The organism is Streptomyces sp. NPDC005866, assembly GCF_040629895.1.
In the GTDB taxonomy this organism is placed as follows: domain Bacteria; phylum Actinomycetota; class Actinomycetes; order Streptomycetales; family Streptomycetaceae; genus Streptomyces.
Window position 1 is genome coordinate 1 of sequence record NZ_JBEXWP010000050.1, and the last position, 21,006, is coordinate 21,006.

Here is a 21,006-nt window from a genome sequence, read left to right on the forward strand (position 1 = left end):
CTGCTCTACCAGAGGTCCCGTCCTCGTACCGGCCCAAGCCCCAAGTCCCGCCCAACTTGACCATCTCGCCTGCGGCTTAACTACGCGGCATTGGCTTTAGCGCCGGGTAGTTGACGTTCTGATGTTCGGGGAGTGCGTGGCGTCAGCTGGTCGCGCTGCCCGCGACCCACTCGCTCCACGGCATGTTCCAGTCGCTGAGGCCGTTGTCCGGGGCCGGCATGGTCTTGTCTGCGGAGTTCTTGACGATGACGACGTCACCGATCATCGAGTTGTCGAAGAACCACGCGGCGGGCTGCTTGCCGTCACCGCCGCCCTTGACGTCCTTCAGGCCCACGCAGCCGTGGCTGGTGTTGACCTTGCCGAAGACCGCATCGGCACCCCAGTAGTTGCCGTGGATGAAGGTGCCCGAGTCGGTCAGGCGCATGGCGTGCGGTACGGCCTCGATGTCGTAGGAGGGCTTGCCGTCCTTGTTCGTGAGGCCCACGGTCGCACCGTTCATGTGGATCTGCCTGAACTTCTGGGAGATGACCATCTGGCCGTTGTACGTCGGGTGCTCGGTGCTGCCGGACGAGATCGGGATGGTCCTGATCGTCTTGCCGTCCCGTACGACGGTCATCTGCTTCGTCTTGGCGTCGACCGTGCTTATCTGGCTCCGGCCGACCTTGAACGTGACCGTCTTCTGGACGCCGTTGAGATTGAGCGTGACGGTGACGGTGGAGCCGGGCTTCCAGTAGTTCTCGGGGCGGAAGTCCAGACGGTCGCCGTTGAACCAGTGGCCGACGACCTTCTGGCCGCTGCTGGAGCTGACCTGGATCTTCGACTCCACGGCGGCCTTGTTGCTGATCGCCTTGTCGAAGTTGACCGTCACCGGCATGCCCACGCCGACGGTCGAGCCGTCCTCGGGGGACAGGTGCCCGATGAAGTTGTTCGCCGGGGAGACCGTGGTGATCGTGGCGTTCCCGGTGACGGAGCGGCCCTTGGCGTCGTTGGCCTCCGCGGCGACCTGATACTTGGTGGCCCGCTCCAGCCGGCCGTTCGGCTTCCAGGACGTGCCGTCGGCGGACAGGGTGCCCGGAACCTCGGCACCGGTCGCGACGGCGGTCATGGTCACCCTGGTGAGCTTGCCGTTGCTGACGGTGACCTTGACGGGGCCGTTGATCCTGACGCCGTAGGCACCTTGCCCGGGCGTGATCTTTATTCGGGCGTCGGAAGCCTTCTGGGCGGCCGCCTGATCCGTCCGCGCCTGCGATTTCGGATGCTTCCCGGCGTCGTTACCGCTGGTAGCAGCGCTGCTGGTACCGCCGAGGGCCGTGAGTGAGAGCACACCGGCGAGTACGCCGACCGCAGCCGCCAGTCGGGTGCGTCCTTTACGTGCCGTGATCAAACGCTTCTCCCCTGTCACTGGTCGTTTGGGATCCCTGGAGCTGGATGTCGAGGGAGTGCAGCTAGCTATGAAACTACTTGTATAGGTCTATCTGTCCTTAAATGAGCAAACTGTGGTGAAGGCCACGCGCCGTCGAGCGCGTCGCCGAGGCCCTGCTCGACTGAGGGATGACCCTTGGCCAAGGGCGTTGTCCCAGGCCGGTGCGCCACGGCTACCTGGCCTCTCTCCCTCCTCGGCGGCCCGCCCGTCATTGACGTCTCCGGCCCGCATTTCTCCTGGCCCCCGATCAAGGACAACGACGTCGAGGCAGTCACCGCCAGCTGATGTCCGTCGTGTCCATCCCGGACCGCTCCGGCGGCTGAACTGGGGGACGCCCCCGGCGCCCTTCCTCGGCGTCCGCCACGTCGTCACCAGGTGCACGGGAACGGCCGCACTGCACTCGATGTACGCCGCGCCGGCATCGCCCCGGGCGACATCGTGCCCGCGCTGACGTGCCACGCCACGGCGACCCCGCTCTTCCACCTCGGCGCCCGCCCCGTACTCGCCGACGTCCGAGGGCGGAGAGGTCGACCACCACGCCCGGGCCCGCCTTCCCCGGATCGCCGAGCGACATCACCGACCGCGGCCTGCCGCAGGACCTCTCCCTTGCCCGCCAGGTGCTCACCGACGCCGGGTGCGACCTCATACCGGTCGGCCAGGAGCCGGCGGCGAACAGCACGCCGGACCCGAAGTCCGGCTCGGTCCCGTGCTACTACGTGCCGGGCAACCACGAGTCCTATGGCCTCAACAACGTCCAGCAGGACCTGACGAACTTCACCAAGGAGTTCGGCCGGCCGTACCGGACGTTCGACCACAAGGGCACGCGGTTCATCCTGCTCGCCAGCTCCCTCGGGTCGCTGCGCGGGACGGCGTGGGACCAGCTCCCGATGCTCCAGCAGGCGCTCGCCGACGCAAAGCACGACAAGTCGGTCCACAACGTCATGGTGTTCGCCCACCACCCGGTGAACGACCCGGCCGAGACGAAGTCCAGCCAGCTCGGCGACCGCGACGAGGCCGCGCTCATCGAGCACATGCTCACGGATTTCCGTGACTCGACGGGCAAGGGCGCCTCAATGGTCGGATCCCACGCCCAGATCGCCAACGTCCACCGCCTCGAGGGCGTCCCGTACACGGTGCTGCCGTCGTCGGGCAAGGACCCGTACGGCACGCCGGACCGTGGTGGCTTCACCGGGTGGGTCGACTGGTCCGTCGACGCGGACCGGAGCGCGAACCAGCAGTGGATCGAGGCCGATGTGCGCGCCTTCGCCCAGTCCCTCACGCTCAACACCCCGGCTTCGGTCGAGGCCGGCAAGACCGCGCAGCTCTCGGGCAGCATCGTGCAGCCGCAGGGCGTGGGGACGGGCACCCGTGTGGTGCCGCTGCGGTACCCGATGTCGGTCCACTGGAGCGGCTCGTCCAAACTGGCGATCGGCAGCGGGAAGCACGCCATCGACCAGGCCCGCGACGAGGGCAAGGTGGCGATCCTCGACCCGCAGACCCGGACGCTCACCGCGCTGCGCCCTGGCTCGGTGACCGTGTCGGTGACGAACGACTCGATGCGCGCCTACACCGACGACAGCTCGCTCGCGCCGATCGCGACCTCGAAGACCATCGAGATCCTGCCGGCCGCCTCCGAGTGAGCGTGACCCCCATGGGCACGCCGCCGCTGCGGATCGGCTCCTGAGCGGTCCGGTCCACCGCACGCAGCGGCCTGGCCGGGGGCGAGCACGCATGTGCTCGCCCCCGGCGCCCGTTTTCCGGCCGTGGCACGCCCCGGAATCCTTCCGCCTCCCGCCGGTCAAGGTCCTCCCCAGCGCATGACTTCAGAAGGATCTTCATCACCCACGCCGTCCTCAATGGCCTGCCTCCGCACATCGCTCAGGTCATCGCTGGCCCCGACAGCCTCAACACCACCATGGGACAGGCGGCGCTCTACCCCGCCGACCCGATCGAAGCGCATCGCGCGTTCAGCGGCCGCCGCCGCGCGATCAGGCCAACCGGGGAATACCGCGCTGTCGCTCCGGAAGAACGGGACGAGTTCCTCGGCCACTTCGAGCGCAGGAAGCTCGCCCTCGGAGACTGCGGACGGTCCTACGGAACGGATTGCCGCCACGAACACGCTTGTGTGCGGTGTCCGGTTCTCATCGTGAACCCCACTGAACGGCCTCGGCTCGAAGAGATCCGGAACAACCTCCACGACCGGATGATGGAAGCCGAGCGCGAAAGCCGGCTCGGCGAAGCCGAAGGTCTCCGTGTCAGTCTTGCGGCTGCGGAAGAGCAAATCGCACAGACCGACGCACGGCGGAAACGCCACAAGTCCCCCGTCTTCCTAGGGGTACCCCCAGTCGACCGGATCGCTGGCCGCACCGGCTGAACCGATCACTACGTCCTGAACTGCCCCAGCTGCGAACACCCAAAAGCCCGGCCAGCGGACAGTCTCCGCCTGGCCGGACCAATCCGCGCCGTGGCTCCCGCAGACGTTCTGTCCAGACCATTCTGTGGCATTGGCCACTGCCACGAGGGGCCGAACAGCGGGTTGCGTCTTACCGAGCTGTCGGTTTCAGGGTCCGGCTGAGGAGGGGGAGCAAGCGGTCCCAGTGACGCTGCAGTGCGGCGGGGTCGAAGGCGTCGGTGTCGGACATGGTGAAGCCGTGGACGGTGCCGGGATAGATCTCGGAGGTGTAGCCAACACCTGCAGCATCCAGTGCCAGATTCAGCTCGCCGAGGGCCTCGGGCGTCATGTCGGTTTCGGCGTGGCCGAGGTGAACCTGGGCGGTGAGCTTGGAGAGGAGGCGGTGGCTGTCGGGCCCGTCGGCGCCCACGGGGCCGTGGAATCCGGCGACGGCGGCCACCTGGCCCGGGTGGGCCGCGGCGGTGCGCAGGGCAAGGAGGCCGCCTATGCAGTAGCCGGTCACTGCGACCGGACCGGCGCTGACCTCGGGCTGGATGGTGAGGAACCGGAGGTAGGCGTCGGCGTCGCTCAGGACGCGCTCGGCGGTGTGCGCCTTGATCAAGGGCATCAGCTGGGCGAAGACCACGGGCCGGACCTCTTCTCCGATGTGCTCGGGAAGTTCGATCACCGGTGCCGGGCCGTGCCGGTAGAAGAGGTTGGGGACGAGCACGTAGTACCCGTGCCCGGCCAGTTCGCAGGCCATCTCCCGCAGCACGGGCCGGATACCGAAGCCGTCCGCGTACATCAGCACCCCCGGGTGCCGCTCGCCACGGTCGGGGAAAGCGGCGAATGCGTCGGCCTGGCCGTCCGCGGTGGGAATCTGCAACGTCTCGGTGGGCATGAATTCTCCTGTCGTGGTTGATGTGTCGAGCCTGTGATCAACACGACGGAGGTGGAGCCCGCGCAGCAGCGCAAGAACCTCGATCGGACAGCGGGCCCTCACCGGCCCGTACGGCACTCAGAAGAGCACCGGGTCACCAATCCGTGTGTGGCGCAACGCCGTCCCGGTAGTCATGGCCGCACAGCGTAGCCCACCGGCCAGAAGCCGACAGCACTGCGGACTTTGAGATGCCGAACAGCGGCGCGAGCTGGCGCAGCGCCATCTTGGTGCGCCACTAGGACGCGACCAGCAGGACACGGTCCTCAAGAGGCAGCTCCACGGTCGGCCCCTGCGGACCGTGTCCGCTCCATCGCGACCGGCAGGGCGGTCACGAGCTTGCCGAAGCAGCGCGGGCAAGCCCGGTGAACGGGCCTGTCCAGGACGGCCGCGACGCCGTCACTCCCGGTACGATCTAACCACCCCGAAGATCATTCCGTTAGGAGTTCCAAGGGCGGCCGTCCCAGATGAGGCCGGACTGGCGGGACCCGGCTGGTCGCCGAGTTGGGCCGGCCGCGCGGATGGTGCCAGAACCAGCGGACGCCGGCCCGCATTGCCACGCTGATCGCGCGGCGGGTCTGTCTGCGTTTCGGTCCGGCGCAGACCAGGTGCATCCTGCATACCTGAGATGCGCTGGAGCGTGTAGGCCCCCGGCGCGCTGGACCGCCGAGCGAGGCCCGGACTGCGCACCCGGCTGATCATGCTGGTGCACCACGGCTGAAGAAGGGCTTGCGGGGGCGGGGCTTCGCCTCGTTCTTGGATACGGCTCACCAGCCATGATGCTCGCCTGGCGCGGCCTGTGGGCCCCTCTGGGGCGCTCGGGCACCGGGCTTCCTCGCCACGGTCCGCACCGGTCACGCTCGCGGCCAGAGGCACCCGCACCGAACAGGGCATATGGGTTATTGGATTGGAATTCACTCTTTCGGCGAGCATCGGGCAACATCCGCCGATAGGCTGGAAGCCGCGTTATTTACACATGTTCTCGTCGTTCAACGAGGTGGCTGGCGATGGCTTTGCCCGTGCGACAGCGAGCAGGCAGGCCGGCCGGCCCAGCGGCAGCTCCCTAGCTGGCGTGACCCGTCAGCGGAGTTCGACGAACGCTTGGAACGGATAGCGCAGGGCATCGCGCGGCGCACCGGTCGCTTCGAGTGTCGGGTGGTAGTGCCCGGCTAGGACGTCCAAGCAGCTGTGTCCGACGGCGTGTTGACGGCCACTGGCCCGAAGGCCCAGAGCAAGGATCCGCTCCACGGCGAGGTGAAGTCCGACAGCTGAAAGCCCGACGGCTACCCACGAGAGGACCACCCGGGGTGCTCCCAGTCAAATCCGGCTTGCAGGTGTACCCGCCCACTGGATGCACCGACAAGGGGCCGACCTCCGTGACACCCCGGGAAGGAGGCTGGAGATGGCGGACCGCTTGTTCCGGGACCGCAGGGAGGCAGAGCGGGTCCTGGCCAGACTCCTCGAGCACCATCGCGGCGGCCCCGACCTCGACGTCCCGGGGCTTCCGCGCGGCGATGTGCCGGTGGCCTACGAGGTCGCCACCGCTCTGGACGCCCCCCTGGACACCTTCCTTGTCCGGAAGCCCGGCGTTCCGGGGCGGGAGGAGGTGGCGCCGGGAGCGATCGCGGACGGCGGTGTGGTGGTCCTCAACGACGACGTGATCCGCGGTCACGCGATCGCCCCCGAGGCGATACGACCGGTCGCCGAGCGAGAGGCCCCAGGGCCTGTTGCGAAAGTCCCGTCGTCCGCCCGGAGGGCGGGCCCCGCGGCGTCCGCTGCGTGCTCTCTGGGGGTCACCCCGGCCAGAGGCCGGGAGAGTGCCGGGTGCAAGCCCTCGTACTGGACGTACTTGGGTTTGTGCCCGGTGCGGCGAGAGTGCGTGCCGGGCGTCGCGGGGCAGGCGGGACTATCGCAACAGGCCCTAGCCCTGCTGCCACGGCAACAGGGCTACCGCGAGGGCCGCCCGCCCCCCGAGTTCACGGGCAGGACCGTCATCCTGGTCGACGACGAGCTGGCCACGGGCGCGAGCATGCGGGCCGCCGTCGCGGCGCTGCGCCGCCACCGGCCGCGGCGGATCGTCTTCGCGGCGCCCGCCGCGCCGGAGCCGATCTGCCATGAGCTCGACACGATGGGCGACGAGGTGGTGTGCGCGACGACACCGTCCCCGTTCTACGCCGCGGGCGAGTCGTACTGGGACGTCGCCCAGACCACCGATGAGGAGGTGCGCGACCTCCTGCGTGCTGCGTCCCCCTCACGGGCCGCGGCGGCGGGTCAGGGAGTGCCGCGGGAGGTCGTGGCCATCCGGACCGAGGCACTCCCCGTGGAGGACGGCGTTCCCGACGACGCAGCGCTGTTGGACCTCGTGGGGGACGCCCACTTCGCGCTGACCGACGAGGCCTCACACGGCAGACACGGGTTCTACCGGGCACGGGCCCACATGACGCGGCGGCTCATCGAGGAGAAGGGGTCCCATGCCGTCGCGGCCGAGGCCGACTGGCCCGACGCCTACCGGGTCAACCGTTACGTCCACGGCCACGGGAACGACGCGACCGCCGAGGAGGCGCTGACGGCGGCCGACGGCTGGGTCGGACCGGCCGAGCGCAAGTGGATGCGGCCGGCGCTCGCCGACAGCGTCGAGGAGCTCTTCCACGACGTCGGCCAGAAGGATTTCCTGGTCTCCTTCCCCTCCGCTCCGCAGTCTGCCGAGGCCCCGCGCTCGGTGCCCCTGGAGTGGGCGATCGATGTCGTCTACCGGCCGCAGACCGAATGGCAGAGCCACTACTCGGCGCCCGGGTGGCGGACCAGTTCGACGCCGTCATCGACGAGACCAGAGCGCTCGGACAGCTGGAGCGCACAGCAGGATGGGAGCGCGGCGAGGTTCCCGCGATGTATCCGTTCAATGCGCAAGAAAGGACGAACCGCATGGTTGAAACAGGCTTCTCCTCCTTCAACACCACTGTGGACAAGACCAACAGACTGCTGCGTGAGATCGAAGAGGCCTACGGCTGGTCGAAGGATCAACGCAACTTGTCGTACGGCGCCCTGCGGGCCACCCTGCACGCTCTGCGCGACCGGCTGACGGTCGACGAGGCCGTGGATTTCGGCGCCCAACTTCCCATGCTCGTGCGCGGCTTGTACTACGACGGCTGGGACCCGAGCCGCGTGCCGGTGAAAATGGACCGTGACGAATTCCTCGACAGAGTGCGGGCCGAGTTCCCGGCTCAGGTCGACGGCGGCATGGAGCAACTGGTCAGAACGGTGCTCGGGGCCCTGAAGTCCCGGATCTCCGAGGGAGAGTGGCGGCACGTCAAAGCCGTTCTTCCCAAGGACCTGGATCAGCTCCTCCCCTAGCCGCTCCGTCCGCCGTGTCGAGGTGCGGATGCCGCCCATAGGCGAAGCGGTCGGTGGTACGTCGGCGCTGAAGCCATTCGGCACCGAAGCGCCCACGAGGAGCGGGTGGAACTCTTTTTCGCACATGCGGATTTCTTGGCGACTTTGATCCGCTCATAGCGTCGTGGAGGGATAGCCGATGACCGGTGGCTGGGCGTTTTCGGGGCAGCCGGCGCAGGTCGGCAGCGGGACCGTCAACCTCGTCGAGGGATCCTCCTTCTGCTTGTCGGGTCCCGACGGCGATGTCGCTCCCGACGCGGCCCAGGGGTTGTTCCTCAGGGACACCCGCGTTCTGTCCGACTGGCGGTTGCCGGTCGAGGGCTGCCGGACTCGGTTCAGGTGACGACGGAAGGGTGTCCGTGCGGTGACCGGGCCCAGTCGTGAGGGCTTCCCCCTCCCTCACCGCCGTGACGGCCCGTCACCCCTCGGCCGCCCGCGGGCACCGAGCGGTGCTGCGCCCGAACCCACCTCCGACGTAGGGAGCCGACCATGCAGAACTTCCCTGACCAGGCAGTGACGAAAGCCGTGATCCCCGCCGCCGGCCTGGGCACCCGATTCCTGCCCGTGACCAAGGCGTCGCCGAAGGAGATGCTGCCGATCGTCGACAAGCCGGCCATCCAGTTCGTCGTCGAGGAGGCGGTCTCGGCCGGGCTGACGGACGTCCTCATGATCACCGGGCGCAACAAGCGGCCCGTGGAGGACCACTTCGACCGCAACTACGAGCTGGAGGAGGCGCTGCGGTCCAAGGGCGACACCGAGAAACTGGAACTCGTCCGCTCGATCACCGCACTCGCCCGCGTGCACTACGTACGCCAGGGCGAGGCCCGCGGGCTCGGCCATGCGGTCCTCTGCGCCGAACAGCACGTCAGCGACCAGCCGTTCGCCGTTCTCCTTGGCGACGATCTCGTCGACCCGAGGGATCCCCTGCTGGGCCCCATGCTCGACGCCCGGCGAGAACTCGGAGGCAGCGTGGTCGCGTTGATGGAGGTGGACCCCTCACAGGTCGGCCTTTACGGCTGCGCGGCCATCAAACCGACCGGTCGCAGCGGGCTGCTGCGCGTGACGGACCTGGTGGAGAAGCCGGCGCCCCAGGAGGCGCCCAGCAACCTCGCCATCATCGGACGGTACGTCCTCGATCCCGCGCTCTTCGACACGCTGCACCACACCGCCCCCGGCCGCGGCGGGGAGATCCAACTCACCGACGCCATCCGCGAGGCGGCCTCCCGGTCCGACTCGGGCGGGCCGGTGCACGGCGTGCTCTTCACCGGCCGCCGCTACGACACCGGCGACCGCGGCGACTACATACGGGCCATGGTCAGACTCGCCAGCGAACGCGAGGACATCGGCCCCGAGTTCCGGAGCTGGCTGCGCACCTTCGTCGCGGAGGAAGTCGGCCCGTGACCGGCACTGCTCCCCGGCGCGGGGACGCGGTCCGGACCCCTCACCGCCCCTCCGCACGATCCAGACAGGACGACATCATGACCATGAACCTTCCGGTCAGTCCGGACCGCTTCGGGACGACCTCGCAACCACTGAACATCGCCATGGTCGCGCCGCCGTGGTACGAACTCCCCCCCACCGGCTACGGCGGCATCGAGTCGGTGGTCGCGGACCTTGTCGACGGACTCAGCGCCCGAGGACACACCATCACGCTGATCGGCGCCGGACGGCACCGCACCCGCGCCTCCCGGTTCGTCCCGGTGTTCGACGAACCGCCGTCCCTGCGCATCGGCGAACCGATGCCCGAGGTCCTGCACGCCGCGGCGGCGGCCGAGGTGATCGACGACCTGGCCGCCGACCTCGTCCACGACCACTGCCTCGCCGGCCCACTGACGGCACGCTGTCGCACCACCCCCACGATCGTCACCGCCCACGGCCCGGTGACCGGCGAGCCCGGCGAGTACCTGCACCGGCTCGGCAACACCATCGAACTGGTGTCGATCTCCAATGCCCAGCAACGCCTGAACCCCGCACTGAACTGGGTCGGCACGGTCTACAACGCCATCGACGTCAACACCTTCCCGTTCCGCGAGGTCAAGGGCGACTTCGTGCTTTTCATCGGCCGGTTCAACCCCGACAAGGCCCCCCACCTGGCGATCGACGCCGCACAAGCCGCGGGCCGGCGGATCGTGCTCGCCGGCAAGGTCAGCGAACCCGCAGAGAAGGCCTACTTCGAGGCGCAGATCGCGCCACGGCTCGGCCGCGACGTGACGTACGTCGGCCAGGCGGACGCCAACTTCAAGCGCGAGCTCTTCGCCGAAGCCCGCTGCCTGCTCTTCCCGGTGCGCTGGGACGAGCCGTTCGGCATGGTGATGATCGAGGCGATGGCGTGCGGCACGCCGGTGGTCGCCTTTCGCCGCGGCAGCGTCCCCGAGGTGGTGGCCGACGGCGTCAGCGGCATCATCGTCGACACCCCCGAGGAACTGCCCGCCGCGATCGAGGCGGCCGAGCGCCTCTCGCCGGCCGCCTGCCGGGCCCACGTCCAGGCCAACTTCGACGTGCCCGCCATGACCATCGGCTACGAGAACGTCTACACGACACTGGTGGGGCGCCGGGAGCTGGCCGGACGGCGGTGAGCCAAGGAGGGCTGGCTGACCGTGGCCGTCGAGCTGGACGCCGGGAACCGACCGCAGGCGCTCGGGGGTCGATGTCCTCGTCGTCGGGCTCGGCTTCGGCCAGTCCGACCGGTGTCCACGAGGCGTGCGATTCGGTGTCGTCCCTGGAGCGTTCGTTGTAGCCGCCGGAAGTCGGGAAGGCGGCGACGCCGCGGATGGTGGAGATCCGCACGATGCGGCCGCGGCCCTGGCCCCTCAGGTGGGGCAGGGCTCGTGCATCCACTGGACGGCCGCGAACAGGGCGGCCTTGTCGGTGACGTTCAGGGCCAGCGGGAGAATCGCCTCACCATGGGCGGCCGGCAGGTCCGCGAGGGAGTCGGTGTTGCGGGCGATGGCCGCGACCCTGCCGCCGCGCTCCAGGCCGCCTGCGCGAACTCGCTGTCGAAGCCGCAGGAGGAACGGGTGACGCAGCGGCGGTGCACCCGCCCAGACGATGCACCAGCTGGACCGCGTCCACTTGGAGCAGGCCGGCACCTGCACGTCGAGGCTGAGCACGAAGGCGATCGCAGCCGGGAACGCGACCGACCGTGCGTCGATCAGCGGCAGCAGAAGGGGGAAACGAAAGTAATGATCAGGGATTCGGACGGCTCCGATGGTGCCGTCCGCGGGGGTGGCCAGACGCGCGGGCGTCGCACCGGGTACCGACAGCTACGTCCTGGCCACCGCGCAACGTCGGCGGCCGGACGTCCTGGCCGGAATTCCAGTGCGGCGGCGCCACCGACCCGAGCCGACCGCGGCTGGGCCCTCCCCGCAGGCGAGGCCGTCGGCCACGCCTCGTCCGCAACGCGCACACGGGCATGCGCACGTTGCGGACCACTGCACGGGGCGCGCGAGTGGATGGCGCGCAGAGTGCCGGTGAAGCGGCCACATGTCGGGACCGACCGGCTCAGCCGCCGCTCTTACGCCTGAACGACCGCTGGCTCGCAGCCGGGCCGTGCGCCGCACGCACCTTCGACGCATCGGGGTTGGCGGCAATATCAGCGGCGTCCGCCTGCGCACCGCGCTTGCGCGCCAGGGCTTCGCGGAACTTGCGCTTGAGGTCGTAGTTGCCGTCGCTGTCCGGCGCCAGAGGGGACGTCTCGGGGTCAGCCGGCTCCGAACCTTCCGTAGATACGGGCTCTGCGGTCATGGTGACCTCCTGGGTTCGGGGGTGGGCAAGCACAGCTTGTCATGCCGGGCGCAGTGCGGGGCGCCGGCAACATCATCCTGCTCCGTTTCGGCGGGTATCGCTTCGACTGCCAGGGCGACGCCTCTCAGCCGTTGCGACGCACGAGGGCGGCCTTGCGGGCCTCGGCGAGCTTGCGGGCCTCGCCTGCCTTTCGGGACTTGCCGCCGACGCCGCGGGAAGTGTCCTTGCTGGTGCCGAGGCCGCGGAAGGGAGCGTTGGCGTTCTTGGCCCGGGGGACGGCGGGCCCGCCGTCGAGCGGGGTCCCGGAGGGAGCCTTGGCGCCGGTGATCCGGCTCAGTTCCGCCTCGCCCGAGCGCACCTTGGTGACGGTTGCCTCGATGCCGGCCCCGGCCATCATTCGGCTTGTCTCACGGCGCTGGCCCGCCAGTACGAGCGTGACCACGCTGCCGGACTCACCGGCGCGGGCGGTGCGGCCCGCCCGGTGCACGTAGTCCTTGGGGTCGGTGGGCGGGTCGACGTTGACCACGAGGTCGAGGTCGTCGACGTGCAGGCCACGGGCCGCGACATTGGTCGCCACCAGAACGGTGACCTGGCCGTTCTTGAACTGCGCCAGGGTCCGTGTGCGCTGTGGCTGGGACTTGCCGCTGTGCAGGGCCCCGGCGTGCACCCCGCTGGCCCGCAGATGCCGGGTGAGCTGGTCGACGGCGTGCTTGGTGTCGAGGAACAGCAGTACGCGGCCGTCGCGGGCGGCGATCTCCGTGGTGACGGCGTAGCGGTCAGGACCGTGGACGACCAGAACGTGGTGCTCCATCGTCGTGACCGTGCCCGCGGACGGGTCGACCGAGTGGACGACGGGATCGTGGAGGTAGCGGCGGACCAGCTGATCGACGTCGCGATCCAGAGTGGCCGAGAACAACATCCGCTGACCGTCGGGGTGCACCTGGTCGAGGACGTCGACAACCTGCGGCAGGAACCCCAAGTCGCACATCTGGTCGGCCTCGTCCAGCACGGTGATCCTCACCCGTTGCAGGCGGCAGGCCTTGCGCTCGATCAGGTCGTGCAGGCGTCCGGGGGTGGCGACGACCACCTCGGCTCCCTGACGCAGCTCGGCGACCTGCCGGCCGATCGACATGCCGCCGACGACCGTGGCCATCCGCAGCCGCAGTGCCTCGGCGTACGGAGCCAGCGCCTGGGTGACCTGTTGGGCCAGGTCCCGGGTGGGCACAACGATCAGAGCGAGGGGATGCTTCGGTTCGGCGCGCCGCCCGGCCGTACGGGTCAGCAGGGCCAGGCCGAAAGCGAGCGTCTTGCCCGATCCGGTGCGCCCGCGTCCCAGGACGTCGCGCCCCTCCAGGGCGTCGGGCAGTGTGGCGGCCTGGATCGGAAAGGGTTCGCGCACCCCGAGTCCGCTCAGTGTCCGCAGCACCTCCACCGGCAGTTTCAGACCGGCGAAGGAGACGACCGGGGGCAGCGCCGGGGCCGTGGCCTCGGGCTGGGCGAGATCGCCGTGAGCGATGCCGGAGTCATCGGGATGCTTCATGAACAGCCTTCCGCAGGGGAACGTACCGAGGAAGGCCCGGCAGGATTGAACAGCACAGCCCACGCACTAGCGGAACCGAACAGGCAGAATCGCCCACCGCGACGACCACGCAAACGCATGAGAGTAACACAAGGCATGACATCGAGCCGGGATACCGACCGCCCCTCCCCGCTTCCCGGCGCGCCCAGAAGCAGGCAAACAAGCCGGCCAGCCACGGGCGCGCAGCCAACGAGCACGGCTTCACCGACCTGAAGGCATCGCGCATCAGTTGGTGCGTGCTTCACTACTGAGGTGTTTGACGACTTGGAGATCATTTCGTTCGAATCGGCAGAAGCATTCGAGTCCTGGCTGAGCGAACACCACTCCTCCTCGACCGGGATCTGGCTGAAGCTCAGGAAGAAGGCCCACGGCGTCGTGGCTCTGGACTACGCACAGGCCCTCGACGTGGCACTGTGCTACGGCTGGATCGACGGGCAGAAGGGCAAGTTCGACGACTGGAACTGGCTGCAGCGGTTCACGCCACGCAAGCCGAAGAGCAAGTGGTCGAAGGCAAACCGCGACAAGGTCGCGGCCCTACTCGAACACGGGCGCATGCAGCCGGCTGGGCTGGCCGCGGTCGAGCGCGCCAAGGCGGATGGCCGCTGGGACGCCGCGTACGACGGGGCGAAGAGCGCGTCGGTGCCGGACGATCTGGCCGCGGCCCTGGCGGCGAACCCGGCCGCGGCGGAGTTCTTCGCGACGCTGGACGGCCAGAACCGCTACGCGATCCTGTACCGCGTCCAGGACGTCAAGAAGCCCGCGACCCGGGTGCGACGAATTGAGAAGTATGTAGCGATGCTGGCCGAGCAGAAGAAGCTCTACCCCTGAGGTCGCCGCCCTGGGGGTGCTTCGGCAGTCACAGACCACCCGCCCCGGACTCGGCTCGCGCAGGTCCGCTCTTGGGCCGTCGCGCAGCTGCCGTGGAAGTGCGCCGTCAATCGCGACAGCAGTACGGCACGACCATCGCAGCACGCTGCGCTACCGACTCCAGCGCATCCGTGCGATCAGTGACCGCAACCTCGCGGACGTGAACACACGGCTCAAGCGGCGTACGCGGGCTTGAGCACATCTAGCGCAGTAGAGGGGTCATACGGGCGGTCCGTTCCTCGCCGGGGTGGCCGCCCCGGAGATGCTGGTACAGAGCGGCGTAGGCGGCGGCCATCTGTTCTGTGTCGAAGTGACGGCGGACTCGTCCTCGGCAGGCGCGGGAATCCAGCCGATCCACCGAGCGCACCGCCTCGGCCAGTTCGGCGGGGTGATCACGGACGAAGCCGGTGACGCCCTCCTCGACGATCTCGGGCACCGCTCCGCGGCGGAGTGCGACGACCGGCGTGCCGCAGGCCATCGCCTCGATCATCACCATCCCGAAGGGTTCCTCCCACTGGACGGGAAAGAGGAGGCAGCGGGCGCTCGCCAGGAGGTCGAGCTTGGTGCGCCGGTCGGCCTCCCCGAGCCAGCGCACGTCCTCGCCCACCCGTGGCCGGACTTCCCTCTCGATGTACGGCTGCTCGGCGGGGTCGGTGCAGCAGCCGGCGATGGTGAGCGGCAGCCCTGCCTCCCGGGCCGCGTCGATGGCCAGATGGACACCCTTGTCCGCGGCGATCCGGCCGAGGAACAGCACTTGGTTCCCCTTGCGGTCACGGAAGGGATAGCGGGCAGTGCGCAGCGCGTTGTGCACGTGTCCGCGCCAAGGGATGTCCGGAGCCTGCGCCTGCTGCGCGCGTGAGATCGCCACCAGGTGCACCGTGTCACCGAGGGCTCGGTAGTAGCGGCCCATCTCGCCGGAGACGGGGCCGTGCGCGGTGACCACGGTCGGCGCCCGGCGCTGTCCGGCTTGGAGCGGGCCGACAGTGCTGTGGTCGTGGATCACATCGGGATCGAGGGAACGCAGCACGCGTGCCGCAAGCGCGGCGTGCAGGACTTCCGGGCCCGAACTCCCGAGCCTCTGCGCACCCGCGGGACTGTCGTCAGTGGCGATGAACCGGCCCTTGGTCCCATTACGGCCCACGCCGATGACGGTCACCCGATGCCCCAGTTCGACCAGGCCGTCGACGAGTTCGGCACACATCGCCTCGATCCCGCCGTAGGCCAGAGGCGGCAGGGAGAACCAGGGCGTGGCGATCATGGCGATGTCGAGCGGTGGTTCGGGGCTCATAGGGCCTGCCCTTGGGGCGACCGAGCGCCGGTTGACGTGCCGGGGCCGGGTGGCCGCTCGTGGTGGTTGGGCGCGGGAGCAGCCGGCCGGCGGGGCTGGTGCACGATCTCCACGTCGTCGGGCAGCCCCGTGATGCGGGTCGACGCGCCGTCGACCTCCAGTTCCACGCGCCCACCGGCCAGGGGGATGTTGTGAATGGACAGGCGTCCATAGCGGGCGGGCCACGCCGGTGCCACCCATACCTGGCGGTGCGAAATCCACGGGTCGATGCGCAACAGCGCCCGCAGCAGCTGGACCGGGGTGGCGGCCGCCCAGGCCTGCGGGGAGCAGGAGGTGGGATAGGGCACCGGCGCGACATAGTCACCGCGATCGAAGCCGCAGAACAGCTCGGGAAGCCGGCCGCCGAAGGCTTCGGCGGCATCGAGGATGCCGGTGGCCACCCGCTGGGCCTGGTCGACGAAGCCATAGCGCATCAGCCCGGTGGCCAGGATCGCGTTGTCGTGCGGCCACACCGACCCGTTGTGGTAACTCATCGGGTTGTACGCACCCATCGTCGTAGCCAGGGTGCGCACCCCCCAGCCGGTGAACATCTCCGGGGACAGCAGCCGCTCGGCCACCTGCTCGGCCTTGTCGCGGTCGGCGATCCCGGTCCACAGGCAATGGCCCATGTTGGAGGCCAGCGCGTCGATGGGCCGCTTGTCGCGGTCGAGACCGACGGCGTACCAGCCCCGCTCGGGCAGCCAGAACCGCTCGTTGAAGGCCTCCTTCAACGCAGCAGCCCGGCCGCACCAGTAGTCGACCGCCTTGAGGTCACCGGCCTCGTGAGCGAAGTGCGACCGGACGACATAGGCCGCGTAGACGTAGCTCTGCACCTCGCACAGGGCGATCGGCGGCTCGGCCAGGCTGCCGTCGGCGAAGTTGATACCGTCGTAGGAGTCCTTCCACCCCTGGTTCAGCAGACCGTTCGCGGTCATCCGCTGGTATTCCACAAAGCCGTCACCGTCTCGGTCGCCGTACTTCTCGACCCACTCGAGCGCCCGGTCGGCGTGCGGCAGCAGGGACTCGACGGCCTCGGGGGCAATGCCCCACCGGCTGAGCTCACCGAGGACGATCACGAACAGCGGTGTGGCGTCGGCGGTCCCGTAGTACACGCTGCCGCCGCCGCGTGCCAGCGGGAAGTCCAGGCCGAAACGGGTCTCGTGCAGGATGCGTCCCGGCTGTTCCTCGGTGTCGGGGTCGACCCTCTGGCCCTGAGCGCGCGCCAGGGTCTGCAGGGTCCCCAGGGCCAGGTTCTGGTCCAGAGACAGAGCCATATAGGAGGACAGCAGCGAGTCCCGGCCGAACAGGGCCATGAACCAGGGCGCACCGGCGGCCACCGCCGTGTCCTCCGGGTGCGCCGGATCGTAGATGCGCAGCGCGCCCAGATCCTCCAGGCTGCGCCGCAGTGTCCGGTGCAGCTCAGGGTCCTCGATCTCCGTGATGCGCGGAGCACTCTCGCGCCAGGCCCGCAGTCGGCGCGCCGGTCCGGACTCAGCCGGCTCCACGCCTACCGGAAAGACGCCCCTGGCGTGCTCCTGGCCGACGCTGGGCCGCACCAGCACACTGGTGCGCCACTGGCCGCGAGCCGGCACCTCGGCCCGGAAGTCCAGGCCGTCCGGCCGGGCGCGGCCGTCCTCGCTCTCCACCCGTACGCCGCGCCATGCGGAACCGGAACGAAGGTCGAGCTCCAGGACCGGGCCTTCGGGCGTGGCCGTCACTTCGCCCTGTGGACGTACTCGGCTTTCCTTGACGGCGAAGACGTCGGCGAAGTCGGCGCCGATGTCGAGGGAGACCGCCACGGTCATCGCCCGAGTGCTCAGGTTGCGCAGCCTGAGGTCCTCGCGCATCCCCTCACCCACATAGCGTGTGCGTTCCACCAGCAGTTCGCTCTGTGCGCCGTGGGGCGGCACGCGGGCCAGGAACGTCGTGCGGTAGGGGTCGTGGGCCATGACGGTCAGGTGGTGCGGGCGGAGGCCGTCCACCCGCACCTGCCAGTCGGAGATGACTCGCATGTCCCGGAAGAACAGCCCCTGCGGGACCTCGGCGTCCATGTCCCCGGAGACGCTCGAGACGCAGAACGTCGGACCCTCGACCAAGGTGACGGTGGCCGGGGTGAGCACGGCCGGTTCGTTCTCCTCGACGATTCCGCTGACCTCATCAGTCATGTCGCCCTCCCTAGCCCCTGGCGCCGGCGAGTTCGCCGAACTCCCGGGGCAGCTGAGCCAGGACGTGACGGAACTCGCCGCCGCTGACCGCGTCGCGCAGGGTGCTCAGTACCGCACGCACTCCCTCGCGGCTCTCGTTCGGACTCATACCGGAACGCCGGCTCACTCGGTTGACGAACTCGTCCAGTCCAAATCCCTCCGCCTCCGGGGTCGGGGCGATGAGGGCTGTCTTCAGCGGCTTGGGCAGCTCCGAGGCGAGATCATCCGCCTCGCCCCGGGTGAGCCGCTCGGCCAGGGTTTCCAGAGTGGCACGGCTGAGGGTCTCAGCCTTGTCCCGGGGAACCTGGGACCGGCGGGACACGGTGTCGATGAAGGTCTCGTAATCCATGAGCTCTCTCCTCGTGTTCTTCTCGGCCCCGCTCCCGAACGGGGTGATCGTGCGGGCCGGAGGCCGCGCGGGCGTTGCGGCGGGAGGGAGACAGCGCCCACGGGCCGGCCGGGTCACACTCGGGCCACCTCCCGGTAGAGCGACGTCTGTTGCAGTAGTTGACGGTCGTCCAGGAAGTTCTCCCGAACCCGGCGCCGGGCACCGGCCCCCAGTACGTTCGCCAGGTACCGATCACCGACCAGGCTGCTGGTCTGCGTGGCGAAGGACACTCCGTCGTGGGGATCGTCGAGCAGAATGCCGTGAACTCCGTGCTCGATCTGGTCACGGATGCCACCAACGGCGCTGGCTACGACCGGGCGTCCCTTCCACATGGCCTCCGTGACGGTCAGGCCGAATCCCTCCGCCAGGCTCTTCTGCGTCACCACCGCCGCCGAACGCTGCAGGGCATTGACGATCATCGCGTTCTCCTCGGCATCGGCCATCGGCAGGCACGCCAGGTGCGCTCGAGTGCGCACCCGGTCGGGCAGCCGGTGCCACAGCGCCGCACACTCCGCGAAGACCCGCCCGCCTTCCGGGTCGTCGACGACACCGTTGACATCCGGGCCCACCAGGGCCAGGTGGGCTCCGTCCATACTGCCGCCGGCATCCGCGAAGGACGTGAGCACGCCGGCCATGTCCTTCAGCGGGTCCCAGCGGGAGACCTGCACGATGAGTGGCGCATCGGCGGGTGGCGGTGAGGCACTGCACAGGACGGTCGGATCCCGCTGTATCCGGCTCATCGAACCGTCACTTCGCCGGTAGATCGCCGGCCCGTCCCGGTCCGTATGCGCACGCAGCCCGATCCGGCTCAGGATCGCCGAGGCCTCCGAGAGGGCAAGGGGCCGGTTCTTGGCCGACAGCGGATCGATCGACGGCCGGATCACGGAAACCGGACCCCCGGCGAGCCAGCCGGGAACATACTGCGCCCGGGAGAACACGTAGGCATCCGCCGTCTCCAGCCAGGGCCGCAGAAACGCCCATGCCCGCTCCGAGTACCAGTTGCCGGCGTCCGTGCCGACATGGCACCGCCAGACCACCCGCGCCCCCGCCCGCCGCAGGTGAGCGACGAGACCCGCGGCCTGCGGATCGTGGAGGGTGACCACGTCTCCCGGCCGTACGGCACTCATCAGGGCTCGTGCGTTGGCCTCGCAGACCGCCGCGTAATGCTGGGCTCCGGCCCGGTCGAGCGGTGGTCCGGAGGCGTCAGCTCCGTGCAGGAAGTGATGCAACTGCTTGGTCAAGGCGAAGAAGGCGGGATCGCCCCGCATGGTGAACCACCGGGCGTCGAGCCCCGCACCACGGGCGTATCGCTGCAGCCGATGCAGCATCTCCGCCACACCGCCACCGTTCATCGTCGAGTTCACATCGATGACCCGGCGGCCGGAGAGCGCTTCCCTCACGTCGCGGAAGGCGGTGTCCAGCGCGGTGGCCCGGGCGGACCCGATCACGCTGCTGAGAAGGAAGGGATCGGCGCCGATGACATGGGCTTCCGGCAGAACCGGTGGCACTGCATTCGGTCCCTGGGGCAGGACGGTCAGGGGCTGTGGGGTGGTGATGTGTGCCATCGTGCCTCCGCCTGCACATCCGCTGGAGTGTTCGGAACCTCGACACAGTCCAGGTTCCGGTCACAGACCCCCTCTTTCCTCCGCCCAGCAGTACCAAAGCCGGAGAACCCAATAGACCTGTCGGTGCAAGCCACGACTCATCGGAAGCGGTGGTCGCCGACGGCGGACGGCCCATCTCGGAGCTCATCAGGTCGACATCCCCGTGTCGGGGGGCCTGGTGCGGCGCTGGCGGGTGCAGCGGGGCCTGCTCGTCGAGAGTGAGGGCCGCATCGCGAGCCGGCTTCCAGTGCAGGCGAAGGACGCGTAGAGGTGGTGACCGCGTCACGGCAGGGCCCTGACCGCGGCGAGCAGCCGGGCGGGTGACGGGCCGGGCGTACCAGCGGTAGAGCTCGGTCGCGCGTCGGCTGGGCCTGCGGAGCGTGACCGGTACTGCGGTGAGGCGGAGGTACAAGTCCCTGAACGGGGACGTCCCCGCCTGCGAGCAACGACGAGTGCGGCGACGCAACAGTGGCGCGGAGCAGCACAAAGGGCCGACTCGGGAGGCAATCCTCCTGAGCCACCCCTTCTGTCTGTGCCCCCGGCAGGATTCGAACCTGCGAAACCCGCTTCAGAGGAAAATCTGGATCGCTTTGGGGCTGGTGGGACCGGGAGTGGGGCTGACCGGACGGGGAGTCGGGAGCGGGCGGAGCCGGCGGCCTCGAAACGTGCTCTGACTCGTGGAAACAGCACGACGTCCGGCCGCTGTTGCGGCCGGGCGTGTGGGGAGACCGGGCGCTTGGGGTTCACCCGCGCCGCGAGGTCCGCGGTGGGACAGTGCCTACGACACTCCGGCGTGGTCCCTCCTGCGGACGACCGGAGCGAAGCCGTCCTCGCCGGTGCACGCGAGGAAGTAGTAGAGCAGACCGGAGGCGAGCAGGCCGACGACGAACGCGAGATCGGCGCCGCCCAGTGCCTTCGTCACCGGACCCACGTAGAAGCTGAGCGTGATGAACGGGACCATGGCGAGGAAGCCGCCGAAGTACGCCGTGAGTCCGCGCCAGGCCCAGTGGCCGTAGCGGCCGGCCGGGTCCGCCTCGGTGAGCTCCGCACGCACCCGTTCCATGCGGACCTCGCGCAGATAGGACATCGGTGACATGCCGACCTGCCGGCGGAAGCACTCCTGCAGCCAGCGCTCGCTGACTTGCGCGACG

The 21,006-nt window shown here is 69.3% G+C and carries 19 protein-coding genes and 1 pseudogene; 8 read left to right on the top strand and 12 right to left on the bottom strand.

Features of this window, described 5'->3' with window-relative positions; genetic code table 11:
* Positions 1-142: 142 nt before the first annotated feature.
* On the bottom strand, positions 143-1,384 hold the full coding sequence (locus ABZ396_RS40140) for an Ig-like domain-containing protein (protein WP_358925110.1): 1,242 nt from the start codon (positions 1,382-1,384) through the stop codon (positions 143-145).
* Between the two features lie 656 nt (positions 1,385-2,040).
* Between ABZ396_RS40140 and ABZ396_RS40145 the strand changes: the two genes are divergently transcribed.
* Positions 2,041-3,063 (top strand): hypothetical protein, encoded by a 1,023-nt coding sequence (locus ABZ396_RS40145; RefSeq protein WP_358925108.1) that lies wholly within the window; start codon positions 2,041-2,043, stop codon positions 3,061-3,063.
* 158 nt (positions 3,064-3,221) lie between these two features.
* On the opposite strand, the gene ABZ396_RS40150 is transcribed toward ABZ396_RS40145, so the two are convergent.
* From ABZ396_RS40150 to ABZ396_RS40160, 3 genes and pseudogenes are all read right to left on the bottom strand, one after another.
* Positions 3,222-3,737 carry a hypothetical protein gene (locus ABZ396_RS40150; protein WP_358925106.1) on the bottom strand — a complete coding sequence of 172 codons (516 nt, stop codon included), beginning with the start codon at positions 3,735-3,737 and terminating at the stop codon, positions 3,222-3,224.
* 229 nt (positions 3,738-3,966) lie between these two features.
* Entirely contained in the window at positions 3,967-4,716 is a 750-nt protein-coding gene (locus tag ABZ396_RS40155) for a dienelactone hydrolase family protein (protein ID WP_358925104.1), read from the bottom strand.
* 214 nt (positions 4,717-4,930) lie between these two features.
* Positions 4,931-5,167: pseudogene (locus ABZ396_RS40160) on the bottom strand (IS5/IS1182 family transposase); the annotation flags it as partial.
* Positions 5,168-6,154: 987 nt separating this feature from the next.
* Here ABZ396_RS40160 and ABZ396_RS40165 point away from each other — a divergent pair.
* The 5 genes from ABZ396_RS40165 to ABZ396_RS40185 all read left to right on the top strand — a co-directional run bounded on the left by ABZ396_RS40165 (position 6,155) and on the right by ABZ396_RS40185 (position 10,718).
* Positions 6,155-7,831: an erythromycin esterase family protein gene (locus ABZ396_RS40165; RefSeq protein ID WP_358925102.1), complete on the top strand. Its 1,677-nt coding sequence runs from the start codon at positions 6,155-6,157 to the stop codon at positions 7,829-7,831.
* Positions 7,780-8,103, top strand: a complete 324-nt coding sequence (locus tag ABZ396_RS40170) for a DUF2267 domain-containing protein (protein ID WP_358925100.1) — start codon at positions 7,780-7,782, stop codon at positions 8,101-8,103. The genes ABZ396_RS40165 and ABZ396_RS40170 overlap by 52 nt, the downstream gene beginning before the upstream one ends.
* Before the next feature lie 178 nt (positions 8,104-8,281).
* Positions 8,282-8,485 (top strand): glycogen debranching N-terminal domain-containing protein, encoded by a 204-nt coding sequence (locus ABZ396_RS40175; protein WP_358925098.1) that lies wholly within the window; start codon positions 8,282-8,284, stop codon positions 8,483-8,485.
* A 146-nt stretch (positions 8,486-8,631) separates the two neighbouring features.
* A complete protein-coding gene (gene galU, locus ABZ396_RS40180; RefSeq protein ID WP_358925096.1) occupies positions 8,632-9,543 on the top strand; it encodes a UTP--glucose-1-phosphate uridylyltransferase GalU in 912 nt (303 codons plus the stop codon).
* Positions 9,544-9,620: 77 nt separating this feature from the next.
* Entirely contained in the window at positions 9,621-10,718 is a 1,098-nt protein-coding gene (locus ABZ396_RS40185) for a glycosyltransferase family 4 protein (RefSeq protein ID WP_358925094.1), read from the top strand.
* A gap of 234 nt (positions 10,719-10,952) precedes the next feature.
* Here the strand turns inward: ABZ396_RS40185 and ABZ396_RS40190 are convergent, their stop codons facing one another.
* The 3 genes from ABZ396_RS40190 to ABZ396_RS40200 form a co-directional block, all read right to left on the bottom strand.
* A complete protein-coding gene (locus ABZ396_RS40190) occupies positions 10,953-11,252 on the bottom strand; it encodes a hypothetical protein (RefSeq protein WP_358925092.1) in 300 nt (99 codons plus the stop codon).
* Between the two features lie 391 nt (positions 11,253-11,643).
* A complete protein-coding gene (locus ABZ396_RS40195) occupies positions 11,644-11,886 on the bottom strand; it encodes a DUF5302 domain-containing protein (RefSeq protein ID WP_358925091.1) in 243 nt (80 codons plus the stop codon).
* Between the two features lie 124 nt (positions 11,887-12,010).
* Positions 12,011-13,426, bottom strand: coding sequence for a DEAD/DEAH box helicase (locus tag ABZ396_RS40200; RefSeq protein ID WP_358925089.1), 1,416 nt, complete (start codon positions 13,424-13,426; stop codon positions 12,011-12,013).
* Positions 13,427-13,729: 303 nt separating this feature from the next.
* Here ABZ396_RS40200 and ABZ396_RS40205 point away from each other — a divergent pair, with 303 nt between their 5' ends.
* Together ABZ396_RS40205 and ABZ396_RS40210 are read left to right on the top strand one after the other, a co-directional pair.
* Positions 13,730-14,293 (top strand): YdeI/OmpD-associated family protein, encoded by a 564-nt coding sequence (locus ABZ396_RS40205; RefSeq protein WP_358925087.1) that lies wholly within the window; start codon positions 13,730-13,732, stop codon positions 14,291-14,293.
* A 16-nt stretch (positions 14,294-14,309) separates the two neighbouring features.
* Positions 14,310-14,528, top strand: coding sequence for a helix-turn-helix domain-containing protein (locus tag ABZ396_RS40210; RefSeq protein ID WP_358925085.1), 219 nt, complete (start codon positions 14,310-14,312; stop codon positions 14,526-14,528).
* Between the two features lie 6 nt (positions 14,529-14,534).
* Here the strand turns inward: ABZ396_RS40210 and ABZ396_RS40215 are convergent, their stop codons facing one another.
* The 5 genes from ABZ396_RS40215 to ABZ396_RS40235 all read right to left on the bottom strand — a co-directional run.
* Positions 14,535-15,620 (bottom strand): glycosyltransferase family 4 protein, encoded by a 1,086-nt coding sequence (locus ABZ396_RS40215; RefSeq protein ID WP_358925083.1) that lies wholly within the window; start codon positions 15,618-15,620, stop codon positions 14,535-14,537.
* Entirely contained in the window at positions 15,617-17,824 is a 2,208-nt protein-coding gene (locus ABZ396_RS40220) for a glycogen debranching N-terminal domain-containing protein (protein WP_358925082.1), read from the bottom strand. Before ABZ396_RS40220 ends, ABZ396_RS40215 begins: the two co-directional genes overlap by 4 nt.
* A 10-nt stretch (positions 17,825-17,834) precedes the next feature.
* The gene (locus ABZ396_RS40225) at positions 17,835-18,212 is read right to left on the bottom strand and encodes a DUF2267 domain-containing protein (RefSeq protein WP_358925080.1); all 378 of its coding nucleotides are present in this window, start codon (positions 18,210-18,212) and stop codon (positions 17,835-17,837) included.
* A gap of 113 nt (positions 18,213-18,325) precedes the next feature.
* The gene (locus tag ABZ396_RS40230) at positions 18,326-19,816 is read right to left on the bottom strand and encodes a glycosyltransferase (RefSeq protein ID WP_358925078.1); all 1,491 of its coding nucleotides are present in this window, start codon (positions 19,814-19,816) and stop codon (positions 18,326-18,328) included.
* Positions 19,817-20,633: 817 nt separating this feature from the next.
* Positions 20,634-21,006: helix-turn-helix domain-containing protein (locus ABZ396_RS40235; RefSeq protein WP_359187127.1), on the bottom strand; the 373-nt coding region annotated here is incomplete at its 5' end.

Coding starts and splice junctions, on each gene's coding strand:
- ABZ396_RS40195 (WP_358925091.1), bottom strand. CDS start 11,886: ATGACCGCAGAGCCCGTATCTACGGAAGGTTCGGAGCCGGCTGACCCC.
- ABZ396_RS40225 (WP_358925080.1), bottom strand. CDS start 18,212: ATGGATTACGAGACCTTCATCGACACCGTGTCCCGCCGGTCCCAGGTT.
- ABZ396_RS40165 (WP_358925102.1), top strand. CDS start 6,155: ATGGCGGACCGCTTGTTCCGGGACCGCAGGGAGGCAGAGCGGGTCCTG.
- ABZ396_RS40230 (WP_358925078.1), bottom strand. CDS start 19,816: ATGGCACACATCACCACCCCACAGCCCCTGACCGTCCTGCCCCAGGGA.
- ABZ396_RS40175 (WP_358925098.1), top strand. CDS start 8,282: ATGACCGGTGGCTGGGCGTTTTCGGGGCAGCCGGCGCAGGTCGGCAGC.
- ABZ396_RS40185 (WP_358925094.1), top strand. CDS start 9,621: ATGACCATGAACCTTCCGGTCAGTCCGGACCGCTTCGGGACGACCTCG.
- ABZ396_RS40215 (WP_358925083.1), bottom strand. CDS start 15,620: ATGAGCCCCGAACCACCGCTCGACATCGCCATGATCGCCACGCCCTGG.
- ABZ396_RS40200 (WP_358925089.1), bottom strand. CDS start 13,426: ATGAAGCATCCCGATGACTCCGGCATCGCTCACGGCGATCTCGCCCAG.
- ABZ396_RS40155 (WP_358925104.1), bottom strand. CDS start 4,716: ATGCCCACCGAGACGTTGCAGATTCCCACCGCGGACGGCCAGGCCGAC.
- galU (WP_358925096.1), top strand. CDS start 8,632: ATGCAGAACTTCCCTGACCAGGCAGTGACGAAAGCCGTGATCCCCGCC.
- ABZ396_RS40220 (WP_358925082.1), bottom strand. CDS start 17,824: ATGACTGATGAGGTCAGCGGAATCGTCGAGGAGAACGAACCGGCCGTG.